Source organism: Brevibacillus sp. DP1.3A, from assembly GCF_013284245.2.
In the GTDB taxonomy this organism is placed as follows: Bacteria; Bacillota; Bacilli; order Brevibacillales; family Brevibacillaceae; genus Brevibacillus.
The window spans coordinates 5,561,243-5,582,500 of record NZ_CP085876.1 but is presented as its reverse complement, the minus strand read 5'-3'; the positions used below and the strand labels follow the sequence as shown (position 1 = coordinate 5,582,500).

The 21,258-nt window shown below is 46.8% G+C and carries 22 protein-coding genes, 13 tRNA genes, 1 rRNA gene and 1 riboswitch (1 of these 37 running past the window's edge); of the genes, 27 read left to right on the top strand and 9 right to left on the bottom strand.

Going from position 1 to position 21,258, the window contains the following annotated elements; all coding sequences use genetic code 11:
• The 15 genes from HP399_RS25685 to HP399_RS25615 all read left to right on the top strand — a co-directional run.
• Positions 1 to 82: ribosomal RNA gene (locus tag HP399_RS25685) — 23S ribosomal RNA — on the top strand (it extends 2,847 nt beyond the left edge of the window).
• A 50-nt stretch (positions 83 to 132) separates the two neighbouring features.
• Positions 133 to 208, top strand: a tRNA-Asn gene (locus HP399_RS25680).
• 3 nt (positions 209 to 211) lie between these two features.
• Positions 212 to 304: transfer RNA gene (locus HP399_RS25675), tRNA-Ser, on the top strand.
• Between the two features lie 4 nt (positions 305 to 308).
• Positions 309 to 382, top strand: a tRNA-Glu gene (locus HP399_RS25670).
• A 34-nt stretch (positions 383 to 416) separates the two neighbouring features.
• Positions 417 to 492 (top strand) — tRNA-Val (locus HP399_RS25665).
• Positions 493 to 521: 29 nt separating this feature from the next.
• Positions 522 to 598, top strand: a tRNA-Met gene (locus HP399_RS25660).
• A gap of 5 nt (positions 599 to 603) precedes the next feature.
• Positions 604 to 680, top strand: a tRNA-Asp gene (locus HP399_RS25655).
• Positions 681 to 721: 41 nt separating this feature from the next.
• Positions 722 to 794 (top strand) — tRNA-Phe (locus tag HP399_RS25650).
• A 7-nt stretch (positions 795 to 801) separates the two neighbouring features.
• Positions 802 to 875: transfer RNA gene (locus tag HP399_RS25645), tRNA-Trp, on the top strand.
• Positions 876 to 902: 27 nt separating this feature from the next.
• A tRNA-His gene (locus HP399_RS25640) sits at positions 903 to 978 on the top strand.
• A 26-nt stretch (positions 979 to 1,004) separates the two neighbouring features.
• Positions 1,005 to 1,079 (top strand) — tRNA-Gln (locus HP399_RS25635).
• A 7-nt stretch (positions 1,080 to 1,086) separates the two neighbouring features.
• Positions 1,087 to 1,162 (top strand) — tRNA-Gly (locus HP399_RS25630).
• Positions 1,163 to 1,190: 28 nt separating this feature from the next.
• A tRNA-Cys gene (locus HP399_RS25625) sits at positions 1,191 to 1,264 on the top strand.
• An 8-nt stretch (positions 1,265 to 1,272) separates the two neighbouring features.
• Positions 1,273 to 1,354 (top strand) — tRNA-Leu (locus tag HP399_RS25620).
• A gap of 127 nt (positions 1,355 to 1,481) precedes the next feature.
• Positions 1,482 to 2,810 carry a purine/pyrimidine permease gene (locus HP399_RS25615; protein WP_173621050.1) on the top strand — a complete coding sequence of 443 codons (1,329 nt, stop codon included), beginning with the start codon at positions 1,482 to 1,484 and terminating at the stop codon, positions 2,808 to 2,810.
• 15 nt (positions 2,811 to 2,825) lie between these two features.
• Here HP399_RS25615 and HP399_RS25610 read toward each other — a convergent pair whose 3' ends face one another.
• Positions 2,826 to 3,497 carry a B3/B4 domain-containing protein gene (locus HP399_RS25610; protein ID WP_173621049.1) on the bottom strand — a complete coding sequence of 224 codons (672 nt, stop codon included), beginning with the start codon at positions 3,495 to 3,497 and terminating at the stop codon, positions 2,826 to 2,828.
• Positions 3,498 to 3,611: 114 nt separating this feature from the next.
• Between HP399_RS25610 and rnhA the strand changes: the two genes are divergently transcribed.
• From rnhA to HP399_RS25590, 4 genes are all read left to right on the top strand, one after another.
• The gene (gene rnhA / locus HP399_RS25605) at positions 3,612 to 4,046 is read left to right on the top strand and encodes a ribonuclease HI (RefSeq protein WP_173621054.1); all 435 of its coding nucleotides are present in this window, start codon (positions 3,612 to 3,614) and stop codon (positions 4,044 to 4,046) included.
• The gene (gene queG, locus HP399_RS25600) at positions 4,043 to 5,188 is read left to right on the top strand and encodes a tRNA epoxyqueuosine(34) reductase QueG (RefSeq protein ID WP_173621048.1); all 1,146 of its coding nucleotides are present in this window, start codon (positions 4,043 to 4,045) and stop codon (positions 5,186 to 5,188) included. Before rnhA ends, queG begins: the two co-directional genes overlap by 4 nt.
• Before the next feature lie 32 nt (positions 5,189 to 5,220).
• Complete coding sequence (locus HP399_RS25595) at positions 5,221 to 5,754, top strand: methylated-DNA--[protein]-cysteine S-methyltransferase (protein WP_173621047.1); 534 nt, start codon at positions 5,221 to 5,223, stop codon at positions 5,752 to 5,754.
• A gap of 128 nt (positions 5,755 to 5,882) precedes the next feature.
• Positions 5,883 to 6,851 carry an amidase domain-containing protein gene (locus HP399_RS25590; RefSeq protein ID WP_173621046.1) on the top strand — a complete coding sequence of 323 codons (969 nt, stop codon included), beginning with the start codon at positions 5,883 to 5,885 and terminating at the stop codon, positions 6,849 to 6,851.
• Here HP399_RS25590 and HP399_RS25585 read toward each other — a convergent pair whose 3' ends face one another.
• On the bottom strand, positions 6,852 to 7,559 hold the full coding sequence (locus HP399_RS25585; protein WP_173621045.1) for a ferric reductase-like transmembrane domain-containing protein: 708 nt from the start codon (positions 7,557 to 7,559) through the stop codon (positions 6,852 to 6,854).
• 138 nt (positions 7,560 to 7,697) lie between these two features.
• Here HP399_RS25585 and trmL point away from each other — a divergent pair, with 138 nt between their 5' ends.
• From trmL to HP399_RS25570, 3 genes are all read left to right on the top strand, one after another.
• Positions 7,698 to 8,168 (top strand): tRNA (uridine(34)/cytosine(34)/5-carboxymethylaminomethyluridine(34)-2'-O)-methyltransferase TrmL, encoded by a 471-nt coding sequence (gene trmL, locus HP399_RS25580; RefSeq protein WP_048031461.1) that lies wholly within the window; start codon positions 7,698 to 7,700, stop codon positions 8,166 to 8,168.
• A gap of 25 nt (positions 8,169 to 8,193) precedes the next feature.
• The gene (locus HP399_RS25575) at positions 8,194 to 8,919 is read left to right on the top strand and encodes an HAD family hydrolase (protein WP_173621044.1); all 726 of its coding nucleotides are present in this window, start codon (positions 8,194 to 8,196) and stop codon (positions 8,917 to 8,919) included.
• Between the two features lie 147 nt (positions 8,920 to 9,066).
• A complete protein-coding gene (locus tag HP399_RS25570) occupies positions 9,067 to 9,627 on the top strand; it encodes a hypothetical protein (RefSeq protein WP_173621043.1) in 561 nt (186 codons plus the stop codon).
• 222 nt (positions 9,628 to 9,849) lie between these two features.
• Here the strand turns inward: HP399_RS25570 and HP399_RS25565 are convergent, their stop codons facing one another.
• On the bottom strand, positions 9,850 to 10,065 hold the full coding sequence (locus tag HP399_RS25565) for a hypothetical protein (protein WP_173621042.1): 216 nt from the start codon (positions 10,063 to 10,065) through the stop codon (positions 9,850 to 9,852).
• Between the two features lie 357 nt (positions 10,066 to 10,422).
• Here HP399_RS25565 and HP399_RS25560 point away from each other — a divergent pair, with 357 nt between their 5' ends.
• From HP399_RS25560 to HP399_RS25550, 3 genes are all read left to right on the top strand, one after another.
• Positions 10,423 to 12,321 (top strand): PrkA family serine protein kinase, encoded by a 1,899-nt coding sequence (locus HP399_RS25560; protein WP_173621041.1) that lies wholly within the window; start codon positions 10,423 to 10,425, stop codon positions 12,319 to 12,321.
• Positions 12,322 to 12,391: 70 nt separating this feature from the next.
• Complete coding sequence (gene yhbH / locus HP399_RS25555) at positions 12,392 to 13,549, top strand: sporulation protein YhbH (RefSeq protein WP_017251936.1); 1,158 nt, start codon at positions 12,392 to 12,394, stop codon at positions 13,547 to 13,549.
• Between the two features lie 86 nt (positions 13,550 to 13,635).
• A complete protein-coding gene (locus HP399_RS25550; RefSeq protein ID WP_106655951.1) occupies positions 13,636 to 13,923 on the top strand; it encodes a YiaA/YiaB family inner membrane protein in 288 nt (95 codons plus the stop codon).
• Between the two features lie 241 nt (positions 13,924 to 14,164).
• Here the strand turns inward: HP399_RS25550 and HP399_RS25545 are convergent, their stop codons facing one another.
• From HP399_RS25545 to HP399_RS25520, 6 genes are all read right to left on the bottom strand, one after another.
• Entirely contained in the window at positions 14,165 to 15,214 is a 1,050-nt protein-coding gene (locus HP399_RS25545; RefSeq protein ID WP_173621040.1) for an alpha/beta hydrolase, read from the bottom strand.
• A 121-nt stretch (positions 15,215 to 15,335) separates the two neighbouring features.
• Positions 15,336 to 16,826, bottom strand: a complete 1,491-nt coding sequence (locus tag HP399_RS25540) for a methyl-accepting chemotaxis protein (RefSeq protein ID WP_173621039.1) — start codon at positions 16,824 to 16,826, stop codon at positions 15,336 to 15,338.
• Positions 16,819 to 17,373, bottom strand: a complete 555-nt coding sequence (locus HP399_RS25535; protein WP_173621038.1) for a GNAT family N-acetyltransferase — start codon at positions 17,371 to 17,373, stop codon at positions 16,819 to 16,821. The genes HP399_RS25540 and HP399_RS25535 overlap by 8 nt, the downstream gene beginning before the upstream one ends.
• Before the next feature lie 190 nt (positions 17,374 to 17,563).
• Positions 17,564 to 17,647, bottom strand: a riboswitch (cyclic di-GMP riboswitch).
• 173 nt (positions 17,648 to 17,820) lie between these two features.
• Positions 17,821 to 18,483 (bottom strand): peroxiredoxin-like family protein, encoded by a 663-nt coding sequence (locus tag HP399_RS25530; protein ID WP_173621037.1) that lies wholly within the window; start codon positions 18,481 to 18,483, stop codon positions 17,821 to 17,823.
• A gap of 84 nt (positions 18,484 to 18,567) precedes the next feature.
• Positions 18,568 to 19,245: a Crp/Fnr family transcriptional regulator gene (locus tag HP399_RS25525; RefSeq protein WP_173621053.1), complete on the bottom strand. Its 678-nt coding sequence runs from the start codon at positions 19,243 to 19,245 to the stop codon at positions 18,568 to 18,570.
• Entirely contained in the window at positions 19,245 to 20,084 is an 840-nt protein-coding gene (locus HP399_RS25520) for a DNA alkylation repair protein (protein ID WP_173621036.1), read from the bottom strand. The genes HP399_RS25525 and HP399_RS25520 overlap by 1 nt, the downstream gene beginning before the upstream one ends.
• A gap of 133 nt (positions 20,085 to 20,217) precedes the next feature.
• Between HP399_RS25520 and HP399_RS25515 the strand changes: the two genes are divergently transcribed.
• Complete coding sequence (locus tag HP399_RS25515) at positions 20,218 to 20,403, top strand: hypothetical protein (protein WP_173621035.1); 186 nt, start codon at positions 20,218 to 20,220, stop codon at positions 20,401 to 20,403.
• Between the two features lie 124 nt (positions 20,404 to 20,527).
• Positions 20,528 to 21,235 carry a DNA alkylation repair protein gene (locus HP399_RS25510; protein ID WP_173621034.1) on the top strand — a complete coding sequence of 236 codons (708 nt, stop codon included), beginning with the start codon at positions 20,528 to 20,530 and terminating at the stop codon, positions 21,233 to 21,235.
• Positions 21,236 to 21,258 lie beyond the last annotated feature (23 nt).

Here is a 21,258-nt window from a genome sequence, read left to right as displayed (position 1 = left end):
GACGATGAGGTTGATAGGTTCGGTGTGGAAGCGCGGTAACGCGTGGAGCTGACGAATACTAATCGGTCGAGGACTTATCCACACACTTAGCAATCATGCGTATTCAGTTTTGAAGGAACAAACCTTCAATGTTCCTCGGTAGCTCAGTTGGTAGAGCAATCGGCTGTTAACCGATCGGTCGGCGGTTCGAGTCCGTCCCGAGGAGCCATATGGATGGATGTCCGAGCGGCCGAAGGAGCACGATTGGAAATCGTGTAGGCGGTGTCGAACCGTCTCGTGGGTTCAAATCCCACTCCATCCGCCATCTTGGCCCGTTGGTGAAGCGGTTTAACACAGCAGCCTTTCACGCTGTCATACAGGGGTTCGAATCCCCTACGGGTCACCTAGAAAGATCCCTACATATTTGTAGGTGATTTGGAGGCTTAGCTCAGCTGGGAGAGCATCTGCCTTACAAGCAGAGGGTCGGCGGTTCGATCCCGTCAGCCTCCACCACTAATATTAATGGACATAGTCCTGATTATCGCGGGATGGAGCAGCTCGGTAGCTCGTCGGGCTCATAACCCGAAGGTCGCAGGTTCAAATCCTGCTCCCGCAACCAAATATGGAGCTGTGGTGAAGTTGGAGTTCACGCCGGTCTGTCACACCGGAGGTCGCGGGTTCGAGTCCCGTCAGCTCCGCCATTTCTAATCAAATGAAATTGGCGCGTAAAGCATGGATATAAGGCTCGGTAGCTCAGTCGGTAGAGCAGAGGACTGAAAATCCTCGTGTCGGCGGTTCGATTCCGTCCCGAGCCACCTTTATAGGGGCATAGTTTAAAGGTAGAACGAAGGTCTCCAAAACCTTTGGTGTGGGTTCGATTCCTACTGCCCCTGCCATTTTTTAAGACAACAGTAGTAATTATGGCGGTCGTGGCGAAGGGGTTAACGCACCGGATTGTGGCTCCGGCACTCGTGGGTTCAAGTCCCATCGATCGCCCCATAAATTCATAGTTGGGGATTACTTATTGGGGTATAGCCAAGCGGTAAGGCAACGGACTTTGACTCCGTCATTCCTAGGTTCAAATCCTAGTACCCCAGCCATTAAAATGCGGACGTAGCTCAATTGGTAGAGCGTCGCCTTGCCAAGGCGAAGGTCGAGGGTTCGAGACCCTTCGTCCGCTCCATTTCTCAAATTGTTTCACCTTATATCATGGAGGCATAGCCAAGGGGTAAGGCACGGGTCTGCAAAACCCTTATCCCCGGTTCAAATCCGGGTGCCTCCTCCATAGTACTTGCCGGTGTGGCGGAATGGCAGACGCGCGCGACTCAAAATCGTGAGGGAAACCGTGGGGGTTCAAGTCCCTTCACCGGCACCATACTTTTACAAGCTAACCCTGAATGTCAAGATATCTTGATGATTGGGGTTTTTTTCTGCTTTATTATGCACATAGTGTAGACAGGGAAATAGACAACTTGTGTACGTAAGAGGACGAGGTGGTTGAGGTGTTTTACAAACTACAAGACAAACCGCCAATGGGGATCACGACGCTGTCCGTATTGCAGTGGATGATCGTAACTGTTTCCAGCAGTGTGGCGGTACCACTAATGATTGGAGATATGTACGGCTTGCAGGCTGATGAAATTGGAAAGCTGATGCAGCAGACCATGTTTTACATTGGACTCGCGTCACTACTGCAGGTATGGATTGGACACCGCTATCCAATGATAGAAGGACCGGCTGGATTATGGTGGGGGATCTTTATCATTTTGGCTCAACTCGGAACGAGCATGGGTCTTCACCCACAAGAAATTGGTCAATCCTTTCAAGTGGGGATGATATTAGCAGGTCTACTCTTTTTCATTTTTGGTTTATTAGGCTGGATTGGCAAATTGCAGAAGTGGTTTACGCCGCTGGTTTCAGGGACGTATATGATTTTGCTTGCTGTTTCTTTGTGTAGTAACATTCTCACCGGCATGCTCGGTATTGGTTTTCAGCATTCAAAAGAGGTACAACCGGGTGTAGCACTTGTGTCTATAGGGATCGTAGCCCTTGTTGTGTTTATTATGCGAACGAAGCGATTCTCCAGTTTTGCCGTATTGTTTGGCATGGTTGGTGGCTGGATCGTGTACGCGCTTCTTGGATGGACAGAACCTGTCCGGCCTACTGAGCAATTATTATCATGGCCTTCTATTTTCTTTTGGGGACCCCCACGCTGGGATTGGGGCGTTGTATTAACAAGTATGCTGACAGGATTCGTTCTGTTGACAAACCTCATGACGAGTTTGTCAGTCATGGGAAAAGCGACAGACACTGTGCCTACTGAAAAGCAGTACAACCGCGGGGGCATTTTTACAGGGGTATCCCATTTCCTGTCAGGCTTGAGCGGTGTGGTTGGTATGATTCCACTTTCCTTGGCAGCAGCGGTTATTCAAACGACGAAAATGGCTTCGCGCCTGCCATTTGTGATAGCGATGCTGGGGATGATGCTGATTGGGTTGATTCCCACTGTTGCCCATTTTTTGGCGGCTTTACCTACTCCAGTGGCATACGCGGCAATGTTCATTTCCTATACGCAACTGCTTGGCTTCGGGTTGAAGGATTACGTGAATGTGAAGATGGACGAACGTACGATTATTGTTGGGGGCAGCTCGCTTCTGATCGGGATCGGAGTCATGTTCGTACCTGCTGTAGCTTGGCAGCAACTTCCTGCATTAGCCAGTTTTTTGTTCGGCAATGGCTTACTGCTTGGAGTTATTGTGTGCCTGGTCCTGGAACATATTGTTTTTAGAAAAAAGGAAGATAGCGTAGAAAAAGACGGCCAGGCTGCATGACGGGCCGTCTTTTTCTTAGGCAGTAACTATAGAGGAGTGAGTCAGCTCGCCACCGTTGATTTCCGTAAACATGCGACCAACTGAACCTACGATTTCTTCTTTTTTAGATTGTTCCATTTTTTCATGGAAAAAGATGATTTGGAGGAGCGTGCTGCTTTGTTCCGTTACGCATGAGCGCTTGGAATCAACGATGGGACTCCCAAATGCGCCGTTACTATCAGCGAGCAACAGTTTTCCTTCCATGTTGACTTCGCGTCCATTTAATCCTTCATAGACATCATCGGCGTAGCCGAGGCGACAAGTGATATCACCCGCTAAGTGATTGACGTCATAAATCCCAAAAGGAAGCGCGTGCAAAACCGAGAAAAAATTATTAACATCAACAGCGCTATTAATCCAGAAAAAAGGATTTCCCTGCAGCAGTCGGCGAAGTAATGCTTCGGAGGAAGGGCGGTATCTGGATGGATCAATGCCAACTTGCTTAAAGCAGGCCCTCCACTCGCGGATGCCTTCGATTTCTGTCAGGTTTGCAGTGTCGTGCTCCAGCCGCAAGCTCTCCACATAATAATTAATGCGTCCTTGCAGCATTTTGGGGGAGTCACTAACGGAAGCATTGCTGTATTGTAAAATGCCGAGAGAAAATTGCGGCAGACGCTCGGACACGGAAGAATCTAGCTGAACTTGCATCTATAGACACTCCTTATTAAACCTATTTTTGGTAGTATAACAAAAAATTTTTGTGGAAGCGACTAAGCTTCGATACAATAGAAGAGAACAGAGGAGGGAACCCTGACGATGACGATGCGTGAGGTTGATATTTATACTGACGGAGCTTGTTCCGGCAATCCAGGACCAGGTGGTTGGGGAGCTGTACTGATGTACGGCCAACACATCAAGGAAATGTCCGGTGCCGAACCGCATACAACAAATAACAGAATGGAGCTGTTGGCGGCCATCAAGGCGCTCTCTACATTGAAGGAGCCTTGTAAAGTGACGTTGTACAGCGATAGTGCATACTTGGTTAACTGCTTCAAGCAAGGCTGGTATAAAGGCTGGCTGAAAAACGGCTGGAAAAACAGCAAAGGCCAGCAGGTGGAAAATCAGGACTTATGGAAAGAACTGCTGCAATTGATGGACACCCACGAGGTAGAGTACGTAAAAGTCAAAGGACACGCCGACAACAAATGGAACAACCGCTGCGACGAATTGGCGACAGGAGCGATTAAACAGCTGTGAACGACTTGCAGTACTGGGAGCAGACAAAGCAGTCCATCATTGACTATGCCAAGGAAATCGGAATTGATAAGATCGGGTTTGCCAGTGCCGATCCATTCACGACCTTAAAAGAACGGCTTATTGTACACCGGGAAAAGGGTTATGAATCTGGATTTGAAGAACATGATTTAGAAAAGAGAACGAACCCGGAACTGTTGTTAGAAGGGGCACGTTCCCTGATTTCAATAGCACTGGCCTACCCATCCAAGCTCAAAAATCCACCAAAGTCAGAGCCTGGAGCGTATCGGGGAATCTTGTGCCGTGCAGCATGGGGAACCGATTACCATCACGTTCTGCGCGACAAGCTGGACAAGTTGACTCGATTCATTATGGAGCTGGAACCAGGGACTCGGATCGAATCCATGGTAGACACGGGAGAATTGTCTGATCGTGCGGTAGCCGAGCGAGCTGGGATTGGGTTTGTAGGAAAAAACTGTGCCATCATAACGCCAGAGTTCGGATCATGGGTGTACTTGGGGGAGCTTGTAACGAATCTTCCGTTGCCAAGCGACCAACCGATCGAAGAAGGCTGTGGCGACTGTAATATATGTGTAGACGCTTGTCCGACCGGAGCCTTGATTCAGGGGGGGCAGCTTGATGCACAGCGATGTGTTGCGTATTTGACTCAGGTAAAAGATTTTATTCCAGATGAATTCCGCGGAAAAATCGGGAATCGGCTGTATGGTTGCGACACTTGTCAGACGGTATGTCCTAAGAATCGTCGTATCGACAACGACCATCATGCTGAATTTCATCCTGATCCGGAGATTGCCAAGCCTTTGTTGATTCCGCTGCTTCAGATGAGCAATAAGGAGTTCAAGGAAAAGTTCGGCCAATCCTCTTCATCTTGGCGGGGCAAAAAGCCCATTCAGCGTAATGCCATACTAGCGCTTGCACATTTCAAGGATCGGACGGCTGTTCCTCATTTGGAGCGTCTTTTGTTCGAAGATCCCCGTCCAGTCATTCGTGGAACTGCTGCATGGGCACTTGGAAAAATCGGAGGAGAGCAGGCACAAGAAGCGCTCATTACCGCGAAAGCAAAAGAGGCGTCACCAGAAGTAGTGGAAGAGATAGAAAAAGGCATGAGCATGATTCGTGCATAGGCTTAGTTTGAACGAGAGAGGGAGGACGTAAAATGGCAAAGGAATTAGGCTATACCATGATGGATTCACCGATTGGACCATTGCTCTTGGCTTCTACAGAAGAAGGGCTGTGCTACATTCAGTTTGCCAATGAACAAGACGGATTGGAGCCTCTGGTGCGCTGGTGCAAAAAAACGTTCTTAGGAATTACCCCAACATGCAACGATGCGATCAATGAGTCCGCAAAAATACAGCTAGAAGAGTATTTTGCAGGCAAGCGAAAAACGTTTGATGTTCCAACCGTATTGTACGGAACGCCCTTTCAAAAGTCTGTATGGAATGAGTTATCGAACATCCCCTATGGAGAAACTCGTTCTTACAAAGATATTGCCTTGGCTATTGGAGCGGCGAAAGCTGTTCGAGCCATTGGCGGTGCGAACAATCGCAATCCGATTCCTGTCATTATACCGTGCCATCGTGTCATTGGCTCGAATGGTGCCTTGGTCGGATACGGCGGTGGCTTATCCATTAAAGAATATTTGCTGTCCTTAGAAGAAGGTCCACTATTTGCTCACGCTTCTTCCTAATAAGCTGTCTGCTTGCTCGGGCAGCTTTTCTTTTTCTTCTGAATGCTCCACGAGCGACATATTCTTCATTGAGATGAACGGTTTATGAGTCTATGTCGCAGGCTGGAGGCGGAAAGGAGGAGGGGAAAGTGGAGTGGCGTGAATTTGTTCAGCAATACTTTCAAGCAGTTCATCGGTCATCTATGGACGGAAAGTATGAGCGGCTGCTGCCTTTTTATTTCACAGGAGAGTCTGGCGTACAGGAAGAATGGGATCGACTGAACCGGGAGAAGCGGAAAATTGAGGAGCGGGGAGCCAAATTATTGGCTGTCCAGGGACAAGTAACGCCCATGTGTTGGGTAGATACCGATGCCACCATGGAAATAACGGTTCAATGGCAAGAAAATAAAACACTGGGGATCAAGCATACCAAGTATAAAGAGGCAAATAAAAGAGTGTTCCAGCTCCAGTTGCTCAAAACGAATGAAAAGTGTTCCATTATCGGGGCGAGGGAGTCGAATGGGGATCAAAAATTGGTGGTCGAGGAAGAGGAGGAGCCTGTCATCGTTGTGTCAGGCGTCGAGGATGCCATTGACCAACCTATGCTGATTGTGCATGGAGCGGGAGGTTACAACGCTTCAAATGCAGTCGCGTATGCGGAACGCTACTGGAACACGACCAATCCCGTGTATCCTCGTTTTACGGATGACTGCACGAATTTTATTTCGCAATGTTTACACGCTGGCGGAATCCCTATGCTGATGTCGAAAGAGATGGGCAAGGGCTGGTGGATTCGCACGGGAAAAGGAACCTCTTGGAGCTATAGCTGGACGGTAGCGCATAGCTTGTATTTGCTTTTGAAATCGGGTGGACCACCTATGCGGGCGGTTACGAAAAGCTCTGCGGCCGAATTGCTCCCAGGTGATATCATTTGTTATGACTTTGACGGGGATGGGCGTTTTCAGCACAATACGATCGTGGTCGCAAAAGACGCGAATCAGATGCCGTTAGTGAATGCCCATACAACAGATAGCAGCATGCGTTATTGGGCATATGAGGATTCCACAGCCTATACGCCCAAAATGCGCTATGCCTTCTTTCATATAAGAGGGGTATAATTACCGCTTGCGAAAAAAAGCTCTTCGTATAAATGAGATGCTGCGAATCATCCAAATCATTGCTGCGAAAATAAGCATGTCTGAAAAGGTATGCGGTTCTCCTTTAATGGATTGTATGTAAATCAAGCCATGGAACAACACGATGATAAAAAGCCATGGATTGGCGAGATGAAGCCTTTTCCAACTGGAGCCACCCAGCCATTTTTCTGCCCGTGCAGAAGAAGTCAGCCATAGGGCTAGTAGAATGAAAAAAGCAAGCAGCCCAAGATAGTTCGCAACGCCTGTGAGGGTCCAGTTGGGAGATGGCCACATGGTGGGATCAGAGGAATCGAAAAAGAACAGACCCAGCCATCCATCAGCCTTTTCAGAACGGTTTTCATGAATGACCATCAGGCGAGGCTCACTTTCAAAAAGGATGAGCACAAGAATGACATGCAGCAGTCCAGTTAGTCCAGCCCATATGCCGATATCTCGACGGATGGACAAGCTGACAGCCGTCCAGCCAGCAGGGAGCCAGGACTGGAGTGGACCAATCAGTAAGGTGCAGCCAATCAAAATAAATGAGAGATAGCCGAGCAGCATACTCCATGTTTCCAGTGCAGGGAACGAAGAAAAATCAGTCCACATCCAAGTGGCGCCTAACAGGATCAAACTCAGGATGCTCACATGTGCGACAAGGCGTCGCCCAAATGAAAAGGGTGTCCTCATCTAATCGTCACTCCTTCGATAGCCAAAGTTTTCTGATTAGATGCAGCAGGCACTCCATTTGTTACAGAAGCTGGGTACGGTGGTATAATAGGACGAGTACAGGTATCAAGTTCGCAATTTACAAGGAGATTTTCAGATATGCCGTTACATATAGTTTTGCATGAGCCGCTCATCCCTGCCAATACGGGAAACATCGCCCGTTCATGTGCAGCGACGGGAGCGCATCTGCATTTAATTCATCCGCTCGGATTTTCAACGGACGATCGTTACCTGAAGCGGGCTGGTCTCGATTATTGGCATGCAGTAAATGTTCACCATCATGAGAGCTTCGAGCACTTTGCTGCGGCACAAGGAGAAGGTGCGGGTACCTTTTACTTTGTGGAGACCTGGGGGGAAAAGTTGTATACAGACGTTTCTTTCCGGGATGGCGACTACATTATCTTGGGCAAGGAGACGACGGGCTTGCCGGAAGAGCTGACAGAAAAATATCGGGAACAGACTATTCGTATCCCGATGAGCGGTGCGACCCGTTCTGTGAACCTGTCCAATTGTGCAGCTATTGTCTTATTTGAGGGACTTCGTCAGTTAGGTTTTCCATCGCTATCGTAAGGCATTTGGGAGGGAGAGATCCATTATGACTGTGAACACCATCCTGTTTGATTTGGACGGTACGTTATTAGAGATGCAGACAGAACCCTTTGTCAAAAGTTACTTGGTTGAAGTAGGCCGTCATGTCGGAGATAAGTACGATACCGAAAAGCTGTTGGCGCTGATTTGGGATGCGACCAAGGCAATGATCATGAATCAAGAGCCTGACAAGACGAACGAGCAAGTTTTTATCGAACATTTTACCGAACACAGTGAGTGGGATCGGGAGGAAATATGGTCTCTGTTCGATTCGTTTTATCGCGATGTATTTCCGACACTTTCTCACCTGACGTATCCTTCACCATGGGCAAAGCAGATCATTGATGCCGCCAAAGAGCAAGGATTTCGGGTTGCAGTAGCGACGAATCCTGTTTTCCCGCGTGATGCGATTCACCATCGCCTCGCTTGGATCGGGATGTCCCCGAATGATTTCGAGCTGGTCACTGTCTACGAGGAGTCGCATTTCACAAAGCCGAATCCTGGTTACTACAAGGAGATTTGTCAAAAGCTCGGGGTTGAACCGACAGACTGTGTCATGGTCGGGAATCACATGCAGGAGGACATGGTCGCATCCAAGCTGGGAATGAAAACGTTTTTGGTAACTAATTGGATGGAAGACCGCGGTGAGCCTCAGTATCCGGTAGATCAGCGGGGATCATTAGAAGAGCTGTTTACGGCGCTTTCTGAAAAAAGCGGTGTGTTTGCAGGTTAAGGAATGACCATGAAAGAATAGACGAGAAGCAGGCTGTCCGTTTGAAAAAATGGTCAAGCCTGCTTTTTCACATACTTTTCCCAAAATCATCAGGTAGGCTAGGGGTGTACGACTACGTTTTACATAATAAAGGAGGAAAAAATCTGTATGAAAAAACTTGTTTCGTCTCTGATGATGGCTACCTTACTGTTTAGCGGTATCTCTGTTGTGGCTGCAGCGGATACAGCAGCGGATGCTACGGTTAAGCACTCGAAAGCGGAGAAAAAGGAAGAAAACAGAGCAAAACTGAACGCGAAGGCTACCAAGTGGGGCGTAGAAACCACGGATAAAACAAATAAGGAAGTAAAAGCAGCCATTCAAGAAGCAAAAGCGGCAAAGAAAGCAGAAAACGTTGAGAAAAAAGCGGCAAAAGAAGCGAAGAAGCAAGAGCAACTCGCCAAGCTAAATGATAAAGCTGTGAAGCTGGGCGTTGATACAGCAGGTAAGACGGCGAAGGAAGTAAAAGCGGCTATTAAAGAAGCAAAAGTAGCAAAAAAAGCAGAAAACGTTGAGAAAAAGGCAGCAAAAGAAGCGAAGAAGCAAGAACAGCTCGAGAACCTGAAAGAAAAGGCGGCCAAGTGGGGCGTTGACATAACAGGTAAGAGCGCAAAAGAAATCAAGGCTGAAATCGAAGCGAAGAAAGCAGAAAAGAAAGAGAATAAGAAATAACAAGAAAACAAAAAAAGCAGGTTGCCACAGTAGGCAGCCTGCTTTTTTCCCCTGGATGCTTCTTACATGTTCCAGGTTTTGTCTTCGTTGTAGCCCGCTGTCAGCATGAAAAACAGAAAAGCTCCGAGGACCAATGCTACGATAAATGTACCCACGTTTGACAGCTCCTTTCGTAAACAAACTACTCCCATTATAGCGTAGCCTGCCCACTTTGCAAACGAATTAAAGCTGTTGCGCCCTTGTGAGTGACAATTTTCGATAGTCATACACGAGCTTCAAAAAAGCACTTAGCGCAATATATACACTCAGTTTCTCACCCGTATCGAGTTCCATCCCTGTCACTGCTTGGTAAATGAATATCGCAAGAATCACCAAGCTCGCGATGCCAGTCAAATAAAGTCCTTTTTTCACTTGAATGCGTTCTACTTGAATATCCATGATCGTTCCTCCTGTTATTTTATGCCAATGCGTCTTGGCCTCCGTGTATGTTGCTTATGATTGTATTTTACAGGGGAGATGGGCTTACAAACCATCGAATCAACTTACAGCTACGCACGGTAAACCTTACAATTCCGTAATCTTCCAAGCTGTTAAAAAGCAATGTGACGGATTTTTTATGGGAAGATTGCTGAAACTTGTGCAGATGTCTCGCATACACATATGTAAAGGCTGTAAGAGCCTGTTGGCAACCGGAGAAAACGGCTTGCACGTGAATGCGTGACCGCAGGCGGACATATACATGAGAGTACATTGTCGTTGGGAAGAGAGAGGGCTTAAGAGGGAGGAGTGTCGAACATGGACATTTTAAAACGGATCGCTGAGCACCGGGCCCGCGAAGAAAACCTGATGTGGAGAGGAACATTCGCCGAATATTTGCAACTGGTACGTAAAAATCCGCAAATAGCCCAGACGGCGCACTCACGCGTCTACAACATGATTAAAAGCGCGGGGGTTGAAGAGAACGAGGACGGCTCACGTTCGTATCAATTTTTTAGTCGAGAAATCTTCGGATTGGATCGTTCTGTTGAGCGCCTAGTGGAGGAATATTTCCACTCGGCTGCACGTCGTCTGGATGTTCGCAAACGCATCTTGCTCTTGATGGGACCTGTCAGTGGCGGTAAGTCTACGCTCGTAACGATGCTCAAGCGAGGACTGGAAGAGTATTCTCGGACGGAAGACGGAGCGATCTTTGCACTTGATGGTTGCCCCATGCACGAAGAACCTCTTCATCTTATCCCGCACGAGTTGCGTCCAGAGGTAGAAGAAGAGCTGGGAATCAAGATTGAAGGGGAATTGACGCCCTATAACCGGATGAGGTTGGAGAACGAATTCGGAGGGTGCATCGAAGATTTCCCTGTTCACCGGATTTTGTTTTCCGAAGCCAATCGTGTCGGGATCGGTACATTTAGCCCTTCCGATCCGAAGTCTCAGGATATTGCCGATTTGACGGGGAGCATCGACTTTTCGACGATTACGAAGTACGGCTCTGAGTCTGACCCGCGCGCGTATCGTTTTGATGGGGAGCTGAACAAAGCCAATCGCGGATTGATGGAATTCCAGGAAATGTTGAAATGCGACGAGAAATTTTTGTGGCATCTCCTGTCGCTGACACAGGAAGGGAACTTCAAGGCAGGTCGTTTTGCCCTCATTTCTGCAGATGAGCTGATTGTTGCGCATACGAATGAATCGGAGTACAAGGCTTTTATTGCGAATAAGAAAAATGAGGCACTGCAATCTCGGATTATCGTTATGCCGATGCCGTATAATCTGCGTGTCAGTGACGAAGAAAAAATATACGCAAAATTAATCAAGCAATCCGACTTGGGGCATGTGCATATTGCACCGCATGCGCTCCGGTCAGCAGCAGTCTTTTCCATTATGACCCGCCTGAAAGAATCGAAAAAACAAGGGGCCGACTTGCTGAAAAAGATGCGGCTGTATGACGGTGAATCGGTGGAAGGCTTCAAGGGAGCCGATCTGGAAGAGCTGCGTAACGAGCATTCCGATGAAGGAATGTCTGGTATTGATCCGCGTTATGTCATCAACCGTATCTCCAGTGCACTGATCCGCCGCGACACCGAGTGCATCAATGCGCTTGATATTCTCCGGGCGCTAAAAGAAGGCTTTGACCAGCATCCATCCATCACCAAGGAGCAGCGGGAGAGGTATATGAACTTCATCTCTATCGCGCGCAAGGAATACGACGAGCTGGCGAAAAAAGAAGTGCAGAAGGCGTTTGTCTACAGCTACGAAGAGTCGGCAAAAACGCTCATGGATAACTATTTGGACAATGTGGAAGCTTATTGCAACATGAACAAAATCCGTGACCCCGTTACAGGTGAGGAGATGGATCCAGATGAGCGCCTGATGCGTTCTATCGAGGAGCAAATCGGCATCTCAGAAAATGCCAAGCGGGCCTTCCGTGAAGAAATTCTCATCCGTATCTCGGCCTATGCGCGTAAAGGGAAGCGTTTTGACTACAGCACGCATGATCGTCTGCGGGAAGCTATCGAGAAGAAGCTGTTTGCCGATCTGAAGGATGTCGTCAAGATTACGACCTCGAACAAAACACCAGATGAGCATCAGCTCAAGAAGATTAATGAGGTTACCAAGCGTCTTATCGAAGAGCATCAATATTGCCCAGTTTGCGCAAATGAGCTGCTGCGCTATGTGGGTAGCCTGTTGAACAGATGACGGAACTTTTGCGACATGAGGAGCACGTCATATTCGGCGCAGATTGCGCCAGTTGCTAGGAGGAGACGGCATGAAAGATGAATCATCGTTCATTGTCTCCCGGGAAGACTGGTCGCTGCACCGCAAAGGGTACCAGGACCAAAATCGACACCAGGAAAAAGTGAAAGAAGCGATCAAAAAAAATCTGCCCGATCTCGTCAGCGAAGAAAACATCATCATGTCGAATGGTCGGGAAGTTATTAAGATCCCTATTCGCTCCCTGGATGAATACCGATTGCGTTTTAACTTCCAAAAGGGAAAACATGGCGGTCAAGGTAAAGGAAATAGTAAAGTAGGCGATGTCGTAGCCCGTGACGGCGATCCGGCACAAGGGCCAGGAAAAGGTCAGGGAGCGGGTGATCAGCCAGGTGTAGACTACTACGAGGCTGAAATCAGCGTAGAAGAATTGCAGGAGATGCTTTTCGCCGAGCTGGAGCTGCCGAACCTTCAACAAAAAGACGAGGAACAAATCGTCGTGGAAGAGACTCGGTTCAATGATGTCAGGAAAAAAGGCTTGATGGGTAACATTGATAAAAAACGTACGCTGATCGCAGCCATCCGCCGAAATGCGCTGGCAGGCTACAGTGATATGGAGCTGGGGATCACCGATGATGACCTGCGCTTCAAGACGTGGGAAGAGATCATCAAGCCACATTCCAATGCTGTCATTATTGCGATGATGGATACGTCGGGAAGTATGGGCGTGTTTGAAAAGTATATCGCCCGCAGCTTCTTCTTCTGGATGGTACGTTTTCTGCGCACCAAGTACGAAAAAGTCGAGATCGTCTTCATTGCCCATCATACGGATGCGAAGGAAGTAACGGAGGACACCTTTTTCTCGAAAGGGGAAAGCGGGGGGACGATCTGCTCCTCTGCCTACAAGAAAGCGTTGGAGATCATCGATAGCCGCTACCCAACATCGCAGTACAACATTTACCCGTTCCATTTTTCCGATGGCGACAACCTCACGTCTGACAATGAGCGTTGCGTAAAGCTGGTAAAAGAGCTCATGGAGAGATGCAACATGTTCGGCTATGGCGAAGTGAATCAGTATAATCGTCATTCAACCCTCATGTCAGCATATCGCCACATCAAAGAGCCGAAATTCATGCATTGTGTCATTCGGGAAAAGGGCGAGGTATACAAGGCATTGCGTACTTTCTTTGGCAAGAAGGAAGCTGTGAAGTAATCATAGAGGCAACCGGGCGAGAAATCGTCCGGTTGACTTATATTTGCTTGCATGAGCCACATGAACAAAATGTGAGGGGTGTTACTATGTATCCACAAAAGCATCGGATGCGCAACACGGGAGCCTTCACTTTCTTGGCATACTTTACATTGGGTGCAGGTGTACTGCTATTTTCTATCGGTTTATACAATGCAACAGGTCTTCAGCTGCACGAAAAGGGGTATTATATCGCATGTATGCTTCTGGTAGCAGTTGGATCGATTTTGACGCAAAAAGTAGTGAGAGATAATGCAGAGGATCGAGCGATTATCGAGGAACAGGAAAGAGAATTTAATTTGAAGGTATCGAAAGCGGAGAAAGATACGCCGAAATAGCCCTGTTTACATATGGGTGGTCCGGTTAATCCAGTTGACCCTGTAGAAACTTCGGAGTCTAGTATTCTCGTTAGAGTATCGCAGAGCAGCATCTCTTTTTGAATGACTGTCTGTAGCATATTTTGTAATGTAATGGCATTCTCACGAGTAAGGCTGATTGGATGTTCACCCAATCTGGTCAAATTGGACGGGGATGCAGCTATCGGGGAAACCAATGGATTGCAAAAGAAAACCGTCAGGGTCATGCCCTGACGGTTTTTCGAATGAGCTCTATAAACTCCGCTGCTTTCTCGATGTGTGGAGCATGCCCCACATGTTCCATGACAAACTCCTGATAGGAACCCCCAGCGCGTTGATACTGTTCGAGCACGTCACGAATTTGGGAGACCATTGGCTGCGGGGGATAGTCGTCTTCCCCTGGCCATCCGGGGACATAGCCAAGCTTGCCCAGGGTACCGAAATCAGCAAGCGACTGATCCGAGATAATGGCATCATCCGCACCGCGAATCCATAAAATCGGACACTTCGGCTCAATCTGGACAATACCGGACAAATTTACGTATTTGGGAGAAATCGCATTCGTAATCCCTGTCGCCCCAGGAGCAACACCGGGCCAATCGTTTACGTATTCAAAAGCACCAGGGTAAAAGTCTTCTCCCGTTCTCGTAGAGAGTATCGCGCTCACATAACGGTCTTCCTGCTCTGGGTCGACTTGGAACGGGGGCTTGAAATAAAGTTGATTCATGACATTGCGAGGACTGGAGGGAGATTCATTACTCATATCTTTGGCTGCTATCCTTTTAACCAGCTCGGAGTTGACGGCTCCTCCACCCGAGCCTGAAAAGCTGCTGTAGCAGGGGGTGCCAGCTATATCCTTGGTTCCACCAAAGCCGTAAGGGGACATGGGGGCGATTAGAATCAGGGAGCGGACTTCCTGCGGGTGATCGATGGCAAACTGCATCACGATCCCTCCACCCAAAGACCAGCCGGCAAGATGGATAGGTGTTGGCAAGTCCAATGCCCGAATAAACGAATGAAGGTCATCCGACCAGTCTCGCAAACCGCGTGTTGCATCGATAGGCAATGCTTCACTTGCTCCATAGCCACGCATATCAGGTGCATACACACGGTACTGGTCACATAGAGCCGCAATGGTATCATCCCAGAACAAGTTGGCTGATGCATTGCCGTGAATGAGGAGAAGCGGTTCTCCTTCCGGTACGCCTGCTGTCAGGTAGGAAACAAGCAATCGATCTGTTTGAATCGTTTTTGTTTCGATTCGTGCATCCATCAATGATGTGCCTCCTTTCATTGTAAAAGAACATAAATATCAGAATATTTACATTATATATCTGTTCAGTTACAAAATGAGAAAAGAAAACAACCGCCCGTGAAAGGCGGTTGCAGGAAGGTTACATATGGAGACCACGCATCTGTTGTTCGATTTTTTCAAAGCCGCCAGAAACCTTAACGACTTCGTCTTTTTGCTCAGAAACGAGAACAAGCACTTCTTCCAGGCTCTCTTTGTTCTTGTCGGTAATATCTGCGTTGACTTCTACTTTTGCGCCGACTTCCTGAATCATGCTGTGAACATGGATGATGAACTCTTGCAGGTTTTTCGTTTTATCCGCAAAGTTTTGCATGTAGTTGTCTACATTGGTGAACATTTCTTGCACTTCGAGGATGCCCTCGCTATTTTTCTCAAAAGAAGTCTGTGACTCGGAAATCATATCCGATACCAGCTTCATTTTTTTGCGAATGGTCATCAGCAGGCTCGAGATCGACTCAGAGGATAGCTTGGAGGATTCAGCCAGCTTGCGTACTTCATCTGCTACGACAGCAAATCCTCGGCCGTGTTCGCCTGCGCGAGACGCTTCAATCGTGGCATTGAGTGCCAACAGATTGGTTTGTGCAGAAATCTCGGAAATGGTTTGAATGATTTTCCCAATCGATTCGGTTTCTTTATTGAGCTCTTGAATCAGTTGGTTCGTACCTTGGATGTCCGTGATGAATCGTTCAAAGTCATTGCCGATGTTGCCAATGCGTTTGCCGCTCTCGCTAGTGGCTTCTTTGGTCGATTCTACGTACTCATGCATCTCTGTAACAGAGCGAGTCATATCCTCAACTTGCAGATTCGTCGAGCTCATTTCCCGACGCAGCTCGTCCGTGTTGCTGGTCTGGACCGTAAAGGACTCCATAATGTCTTGCAGGGAAGCGACGGTTTCGACTGCGCGAACATTCACGCCGTCCGTCACCTGGTTCAAATTCTCTTGATAGTCTTGCATAGAGGTGAGTGATTCATTGATTTGATCCAGAACACGTTGCAACGATTCCTTCGAGGCAATCGCTTCTTGCTTTTGTTGCTCACTTTCCTCTTGCAGCTTGTTATTGAATACAGCATGCATCATGCTCGTGACAGAGACGAAGCAGAAGGTAAGCAGGAAGTACATCAGATCAAGATTGTTAGTCGAATGGAAAATCGTTTCTCTCTGTGTCAGGAAGTAGTAAGAGACAATACCCAATGTCGATACAATCGTCAAAATATTGATGAGTCGGTCTTGATAAATCCCCATGACTGCTACAAAGAACATAATGGTCATGATATTGATCATATGCGGGTCTAGTCCAACTACGATGAACATGAAGATCCCGATTACGGCGAAGTTGAAAAACTTCATGAAGGGCGCTGCTTTTTCACGGAAGCTCGGGCGATTGGAGATGTAAGTAAAAGGTGCCAGCACGCCATACAAAATACCCAGTATCGTGAAAACGAATGTGTACGATACGCCTAGAAAAAGGTTTAAGACCTGAACAACCGTAATAATACTTGCGAATACGATTACGACCCAATTGTTTCTTCTTCTCAATAGATCAATGTTATCAATGTTATCCATGTTACCCACCTACCTCGACTTTTACTTGGTTGGATGACGACGAATTGTACCAGGAATATTTCGGATCGTGCTTATTGTCATAGACATCTTTTAGATGAAACAGGGTCGGAATGGCATCGGCCCCTTTGTAAAAGACGATATCTTTGGTTTGAGTCGCTTTTACTTGATACTTCTTGTTAATGAACGAAAAAAAAGTCGGATCTGCTACCCCAATTGCGTGGGTATAATCATGCTTTTCAGCGTAATCTATCATCAAGCAAATTCCTTTTTGCCCTAGTTGTCCACGGTATTTCGGCAAAACAGCAAGACTGTCTACCTCCATTACTTTCATATCTTCTGTAACAACATCCTGAAAAAGTGCTTTCATATAAGCATTTGATTTGGAAAAGGGCGTCATTTCAAATGTTCCACCTGCTTCACCGTCTTCGGCAATTAAGAGGAATTGTGCGGAGCCTTCTTTCGCGTACTCCATCTCGAAGCCCATGCTTGTCCATACTGTTTCTTTGATTTCATGAAATTTTGCTAACTCTTGTACGGTTTCTACTTGTTTGTACATAACTTGTCCACTCCATCATTTTCTGATTACCGTGTTGTGTATGTTTGACGTCTCAAAAGTTATGTTTTTCCATCCGTTACGAAAATGAAAGTGCTTTCATCCTCCTTTCAAAAAACGAAACACAAAAAAAGGCCGTTCCATCGAAATGGAACAACCGAAGCTACCAACATCAAAAAAATGGTCTCAAGATGATGGCAACCCGGCTATCATGGTCAAAGACTGTAGACCCGTGGTTTTGCGTCGCCACCTTTCGATGACTTTGCCTTTTGCATTTTTTAGCAAAACTTGTAAAAATGTGTCGAATTTTGCTAGATATAATCATGCAAAATATAAGCCAAAAGATATATCTTTGTCAAGTTTTGGTAGGGAAAAGAAACTAATTGTTTATAAAGCTTAGACGTACAAAAAACCAGTTGTGGTATCAACTGGTTCTTCGTTATATAGGCGTTAGGTTAGGTTACGCAGAATGTCTAAAACTTCGGTTGGCTCCATTCGCTTTTTGTAATCTGGATCTAAGCATGCTAACCGGATTACGCTCTGGTTGTCGAGGATATAAGTAGCAGGAATGGGGAGCGTCCAAGAATCGTCACTATTAAAATGCTTGAGATCAATATCCAATGATCGGTAGGTATCCTGTAAAGAATCAGGCAGTCTGAATCTGAGTTTATATTTTTCTGCTACCTGGTTATTGGTATCGCATAACACGGGAAAGCTCAGTCCGTTTTTCTCTTGCATAGTAAGAGAGTGTGCAGGAGATTGTGGGCTAATGGCAAACAATTGGGCACCCAGAGAGGTTATCGTATCGATCTGTTTTTGGTATGCTTGCAGTTCCAAATTGCAGTAGGGGCACCATGATCCACGGAAAAACGTGAGGACGATGGGACCTTTTACGATTTCTTCCGACAAGGTAATGGTCTTGCCAGTGTGATCGTTCAATGTGAAATCAGGCGCCATCGAACCAATCGGTAAGCCCTTTGCCTGTCCAGAGATCCTCAGCTCCTCGATTGATCTTGTAAATGAATCTGTTACTTCACGAGTGAGGAAGTCTGCTATTTGAATGGTTGTATAATCTAGCTCTTCGCGCAGGCTCTGAAAATGTGGTTTATCCATATGTCGTTCCCCTCTTTTTCGAAAGAATAGTAGAAGCCATAGCTTTACGATATCTTTCTTTTAGAGGGAAAGATGTAAACTGGATTACATCTTCTTTAAAATGTTGTCCCGATGAATGGAAATGGTTTTAAAGCCTGTTTGAATTAGTTCTTCTCTTGCTAAAGCACGTAATGCTACCGTCACAGCTTCCCTGGATGCCCCGACAAAATGGGCGAGCTCTTGATGGGAAAGAGGTAACTCAATTTGTAGAAACGCAGAACTGTTAGGATTGCCAAATTGGTCGGCAAGCCTTACTAACGTGGAAATAATGCGATCTTGTAAAGGGAGAAGGGCAAGATTTTCGGCTGCTTGGCTGATCGAAACCATTCTATCGCTAATGAGCCTCATGATCTTCATCATCAGTTGCGGGTGTTCGATTATGTAGCTCTCAAATTTTGCTTTGCTCATTTTACAAATGAGGCAGTCTTCGATGGTTTCTATATACATCTCCCGTGTACCTAATGAGAGCAAATCCACTTCTCCAAACACATTGCCTTCCCCAAGGATATCAAATGTAAACTGCCGACCATCCCGATTTACTTTATATAAACGTACTTTCCCCTGTTTGATGAAGTAGAAGCCCTCTGAAAAAGTTTCTGGTGTTTGAATGCACGTATTTTTGGGGAAAGGGGTTAAGGAGGTTAATTGATCGATTAAGCGCAAACTTTCCTCGGATAATGAATTCAACAAATAAAATTGGGATAAATATGTGATTCGGTTCATCATTTCTGTTCGGTTTGGGTCTTCAGGATGGTTCTTTTCGCTTTGGTTACAATTCTTTTCGTTTCCTTTGAATCAGAGATGCTTAGCCACTCGTCACAAAGCTGTATCACCCAGCTTGGTTGTGATTTACTCGCATCGTTCAACCAATTCCCTACAGAATCTTGAACATATTTAGATAGATCTGACTTCACTGGCGTGAGCAAAGGCAGGCAGCGAGCTGGATCATTTTTCAATGCGTCAATATGCTTACACCAGACACCTCGTGGGCGTGTGGCCTCTACCGCAAAGCGGCGAATATTTTCGTCGGTATCCAGTACCCATTCGCTCAGGAGTTGAATGGAATGGTTCAGATCATGCACGAGAGAATCTCGAATCGCCATCCATGCGATCTCTCTCACTCCAAAATGATGATCTGCCGCGAATTTTCTTATTTGCCTTAGTTTTTCTTCGACCGATAAGGTGTTGTCCAAGCCAATGATATAGGCACTCCAGCAACGTACACTGTCTGACTTGTGGGTGGCCAACGATAGGAAAACGGGAGACGTAGCTATGGGTTCACCCGATTTGTGTAAGATCGCAAGTAGTTCTTGTCCAATCAGACGGATAGCCTTCATTCCGCTCGTAGATCCCGTTTCTTCTAATTGATCAACAAGTGGAGAGACATGCGCATCTAATTGAACATGAGGCAGAACGCTTCGTAACAGATGAATATGATCCACAGCCTGCCATTCAGTCAAATTGACGCTTTCTAATTCTCCAGCATGAAGGAGTGCTAATACATTTTCAGGGATGAGCGAGGCTTTAACTGCTCCTTTTCTCGTGTGTACCGAATCCGGCATTTTCAACAAACCCCTTTTCACTGAAATGATAGACATTCAAAACGGAATAGCTGCAACAAAAGTATACATAAAAATCACCCGTAACAAAAATTTTCCAACTATCCGATAACTAGAAGGAATAGGAGGGGATTTTATGAAGGAAGTAAAAGTGATTCAATTTTACTTTTCCGGAGGCGGTGAAACGATTAGCATCGAATCGACGGAACCGGAAGAGATCATTCAAATGGTCGCTAATCAAAGCGACGGATGGCTCCAGTATGATGATGTTGTCATCAACGTCAGAAATGTTTCGTATATCAAAGTACGCAATCAGGCGTAAGGATAGGAAAAGGGCGTCAAGCTCCGATACGAAAAAGCTCTCCTTTGAATATGGAGGGCTTTTTCGTGTTGGAGGTAGCGCTGCTGGTTATCCTATTTAATAGAAGAAAAAGGAGGGTGGCAAGATGACGCTGGAAGAAGTCATGCAGAAGCTCGAAGCGATGGGGACAGAGCAGACGAAAAAAACGTTATTGCGGCATGGGGCGAAAGAGCCTTTGTTTGGCGTGCGAGTGGGCGATATGAAAAAGCTGGTCAAGGAGGTAAAGCGTGATCAGCAGCTCGTCCAGGCGCTGTACGATACGGGAAACTACGACGCCATGTACTTGGCAGGATTGACGGTTGACCCGAAGAGCATGACAAAAGAGCGGCTGCAGGCTTGGGTCAAGGAAGCGTCTTGGTACGCGCCCGCCGAATATACGGTTGCGAGTGTAGCCGCTGAGAGCCCTTTTGCCATGGAGTTGGCACGAGAATGGATCGAGTCAAAAGAAGAGATGGTAGCCACATGTGGGTGGAATACGTATTCGAACTACTTGTCGATTATTCCCGATGAACAGCTAGATAAAGAAGAAATCAAGCGGCTCCTTATGAGAGTGAAGGAGACGATTCACCAGGAACAAAATCGCGTACGGTACACCATGAATCAATTCGTTATTTCAGTAGGAGCATATGTACCGGAGCTTCATCAGGAAGCGTTGGAAGTGGCCACAGAAATTGGCAAAGTGCATGTGGACGTCGGACAGACAGCGTGCAAGGTTCCGTTGGCTACGGAGTATATCAAAAAGATAGAGGAACGCGGGAGTGTCGGAAAAAAGAAAAAGACGTGCATCTGCTAGTCGGGCATTTTACTCATTCATTT

What these genes read in the sequence shown, in the direction of transcription:
- HP399_RS25595 (WP_173621047.1), top strand. Translation starts at nt 5,221, where the DNA reads ATGGCAAAGGAATTAGGCTATACCATGATGGATTCACCGATTGGACCA.
- HP399_RS25575 (WP_173621044.1), top strand. Translation starts at nt 8,194, where the DNA reads ATGACTGTGAACACCATCCTGTTTGATTTGGACGGTACGTTATTAGAG.
- rnhA (WP_173621054.1), top strand. Translation starts at nt 3,612, where the DNA reads ATGCGTGAGGTTGATATTTATACTGACGGAGCTTGTTCCGGCAATCCA.
- HP399_RS25545 (WP_173621040.1), bottom strand. Translation starts at nt 15,214, where the DNA reads ATGGATGCACGAATCGAAACAAAAACGATTCAAACAGATCGATTGCTT.
- HP399_RS25570 (WP_173621043.1), top strand. Translation starts at nt 9,067, where the DNA reads ATGAAAAAACTTGTTTCGTCTCTGATGATGGCTACCTTACTGTTTAGC.
- yhbH (WP_017251936.1), top strand. Translation starts at nt 12,392, where the DNA reads ATGAAAGATGAATCATCGTTCATTGTCTCCCGGGAAGACTGGTCGCTG.
- HP399_RS25515 (WP_173621035.1), top strand. Translation starts at nt 20,218, where the DNA reads ATGAAGGAAGTAAAAGTGATTCAATTTTACTTTTCCGGAGGCGGTGAA.
- HP399_RS25525 (WP_173621053.1), bottom strand. Translation starts at nt 19,245, where the DNA reads ATGAACCGAATCACATATTTATCCCAATTTTATTTGTTGAATTCATTA.
- HP399_RS25585 (WP_173621045.1), bottom strand. Translation starts at nt 7,559, where the DNA reads ATGAGGACACCCTTTTCATTTGGGCGACGCCTTGTCGCACATGTGAGC.
- HP399_RS25560 (WP_173621041.1), top strand. Translation starts at nt 10,423, where the DNA reads ATGGACATTTTAAAACGGATCGCTGAGCACCGGGCCCGCGAAGAAAAC.
- HP399_RS25530 (WP_173621037.1), bottom strand. Translation starts at nt 18,483, where the DNA reads ATGGATAAACCACATTTTCAGAGCCTGCGCGAAGAGCTAGATTATACA.
- HP399_RS25565 (WP_173621042.1), bottom strand. Translation starts at nt 10,065, where the DNA reads ATGGATATTCAAGTAGAACGCATTCAAGTGAAAAAAGGACTTTATTTG.
- HP399_RS25510 (WP_173621034.1), top strand. Translation starts at nt 20,528, where the DNA reads ATGACGCTGGAAGAAGTCATGCAGAAGCTCGAAGCGATGGGGACAGAG.
- trmL (WP_048031461.1), top strand. Translation starts at nt 7,698, where the DNA reads ATGCCGTTACATATAGTTTTGCATGAGCCGCTCATCCCTGCCAATACG.
- HP399_RS25535 (WP_173621038.1), bottom strand. Translation starts at nt 17,373, where the DNA reads ATGTACAAACAAGTAGAAACCGTACAAGAGTTAGCAAAATTTCATGAA.
- HP399_RS25550 (WP_106655951.1), top strand. Translation starts at nt 13,636, where the DNA reads ATGTATCCACAAAAGCATCGGATGCGCAACACGGGAGCCTTCACTTTC.
- HP399_RS25520 (WP_173621036.1), bottom strand. Translation starts at nt 20,084, where the DNA reads ATGCCGGATTCGGTACACACGAGAAAAGGAGCAGTTAAAGCCTCGCTC.
- HP399_RS25610 (WP_173621049.1), bottom strand. Translation starts at nt 3,497, where the DNA reads ATGCAAGTTCAGCTAGATTCTTCCGTGTCCGAGCGTCTGCCGCAATTT.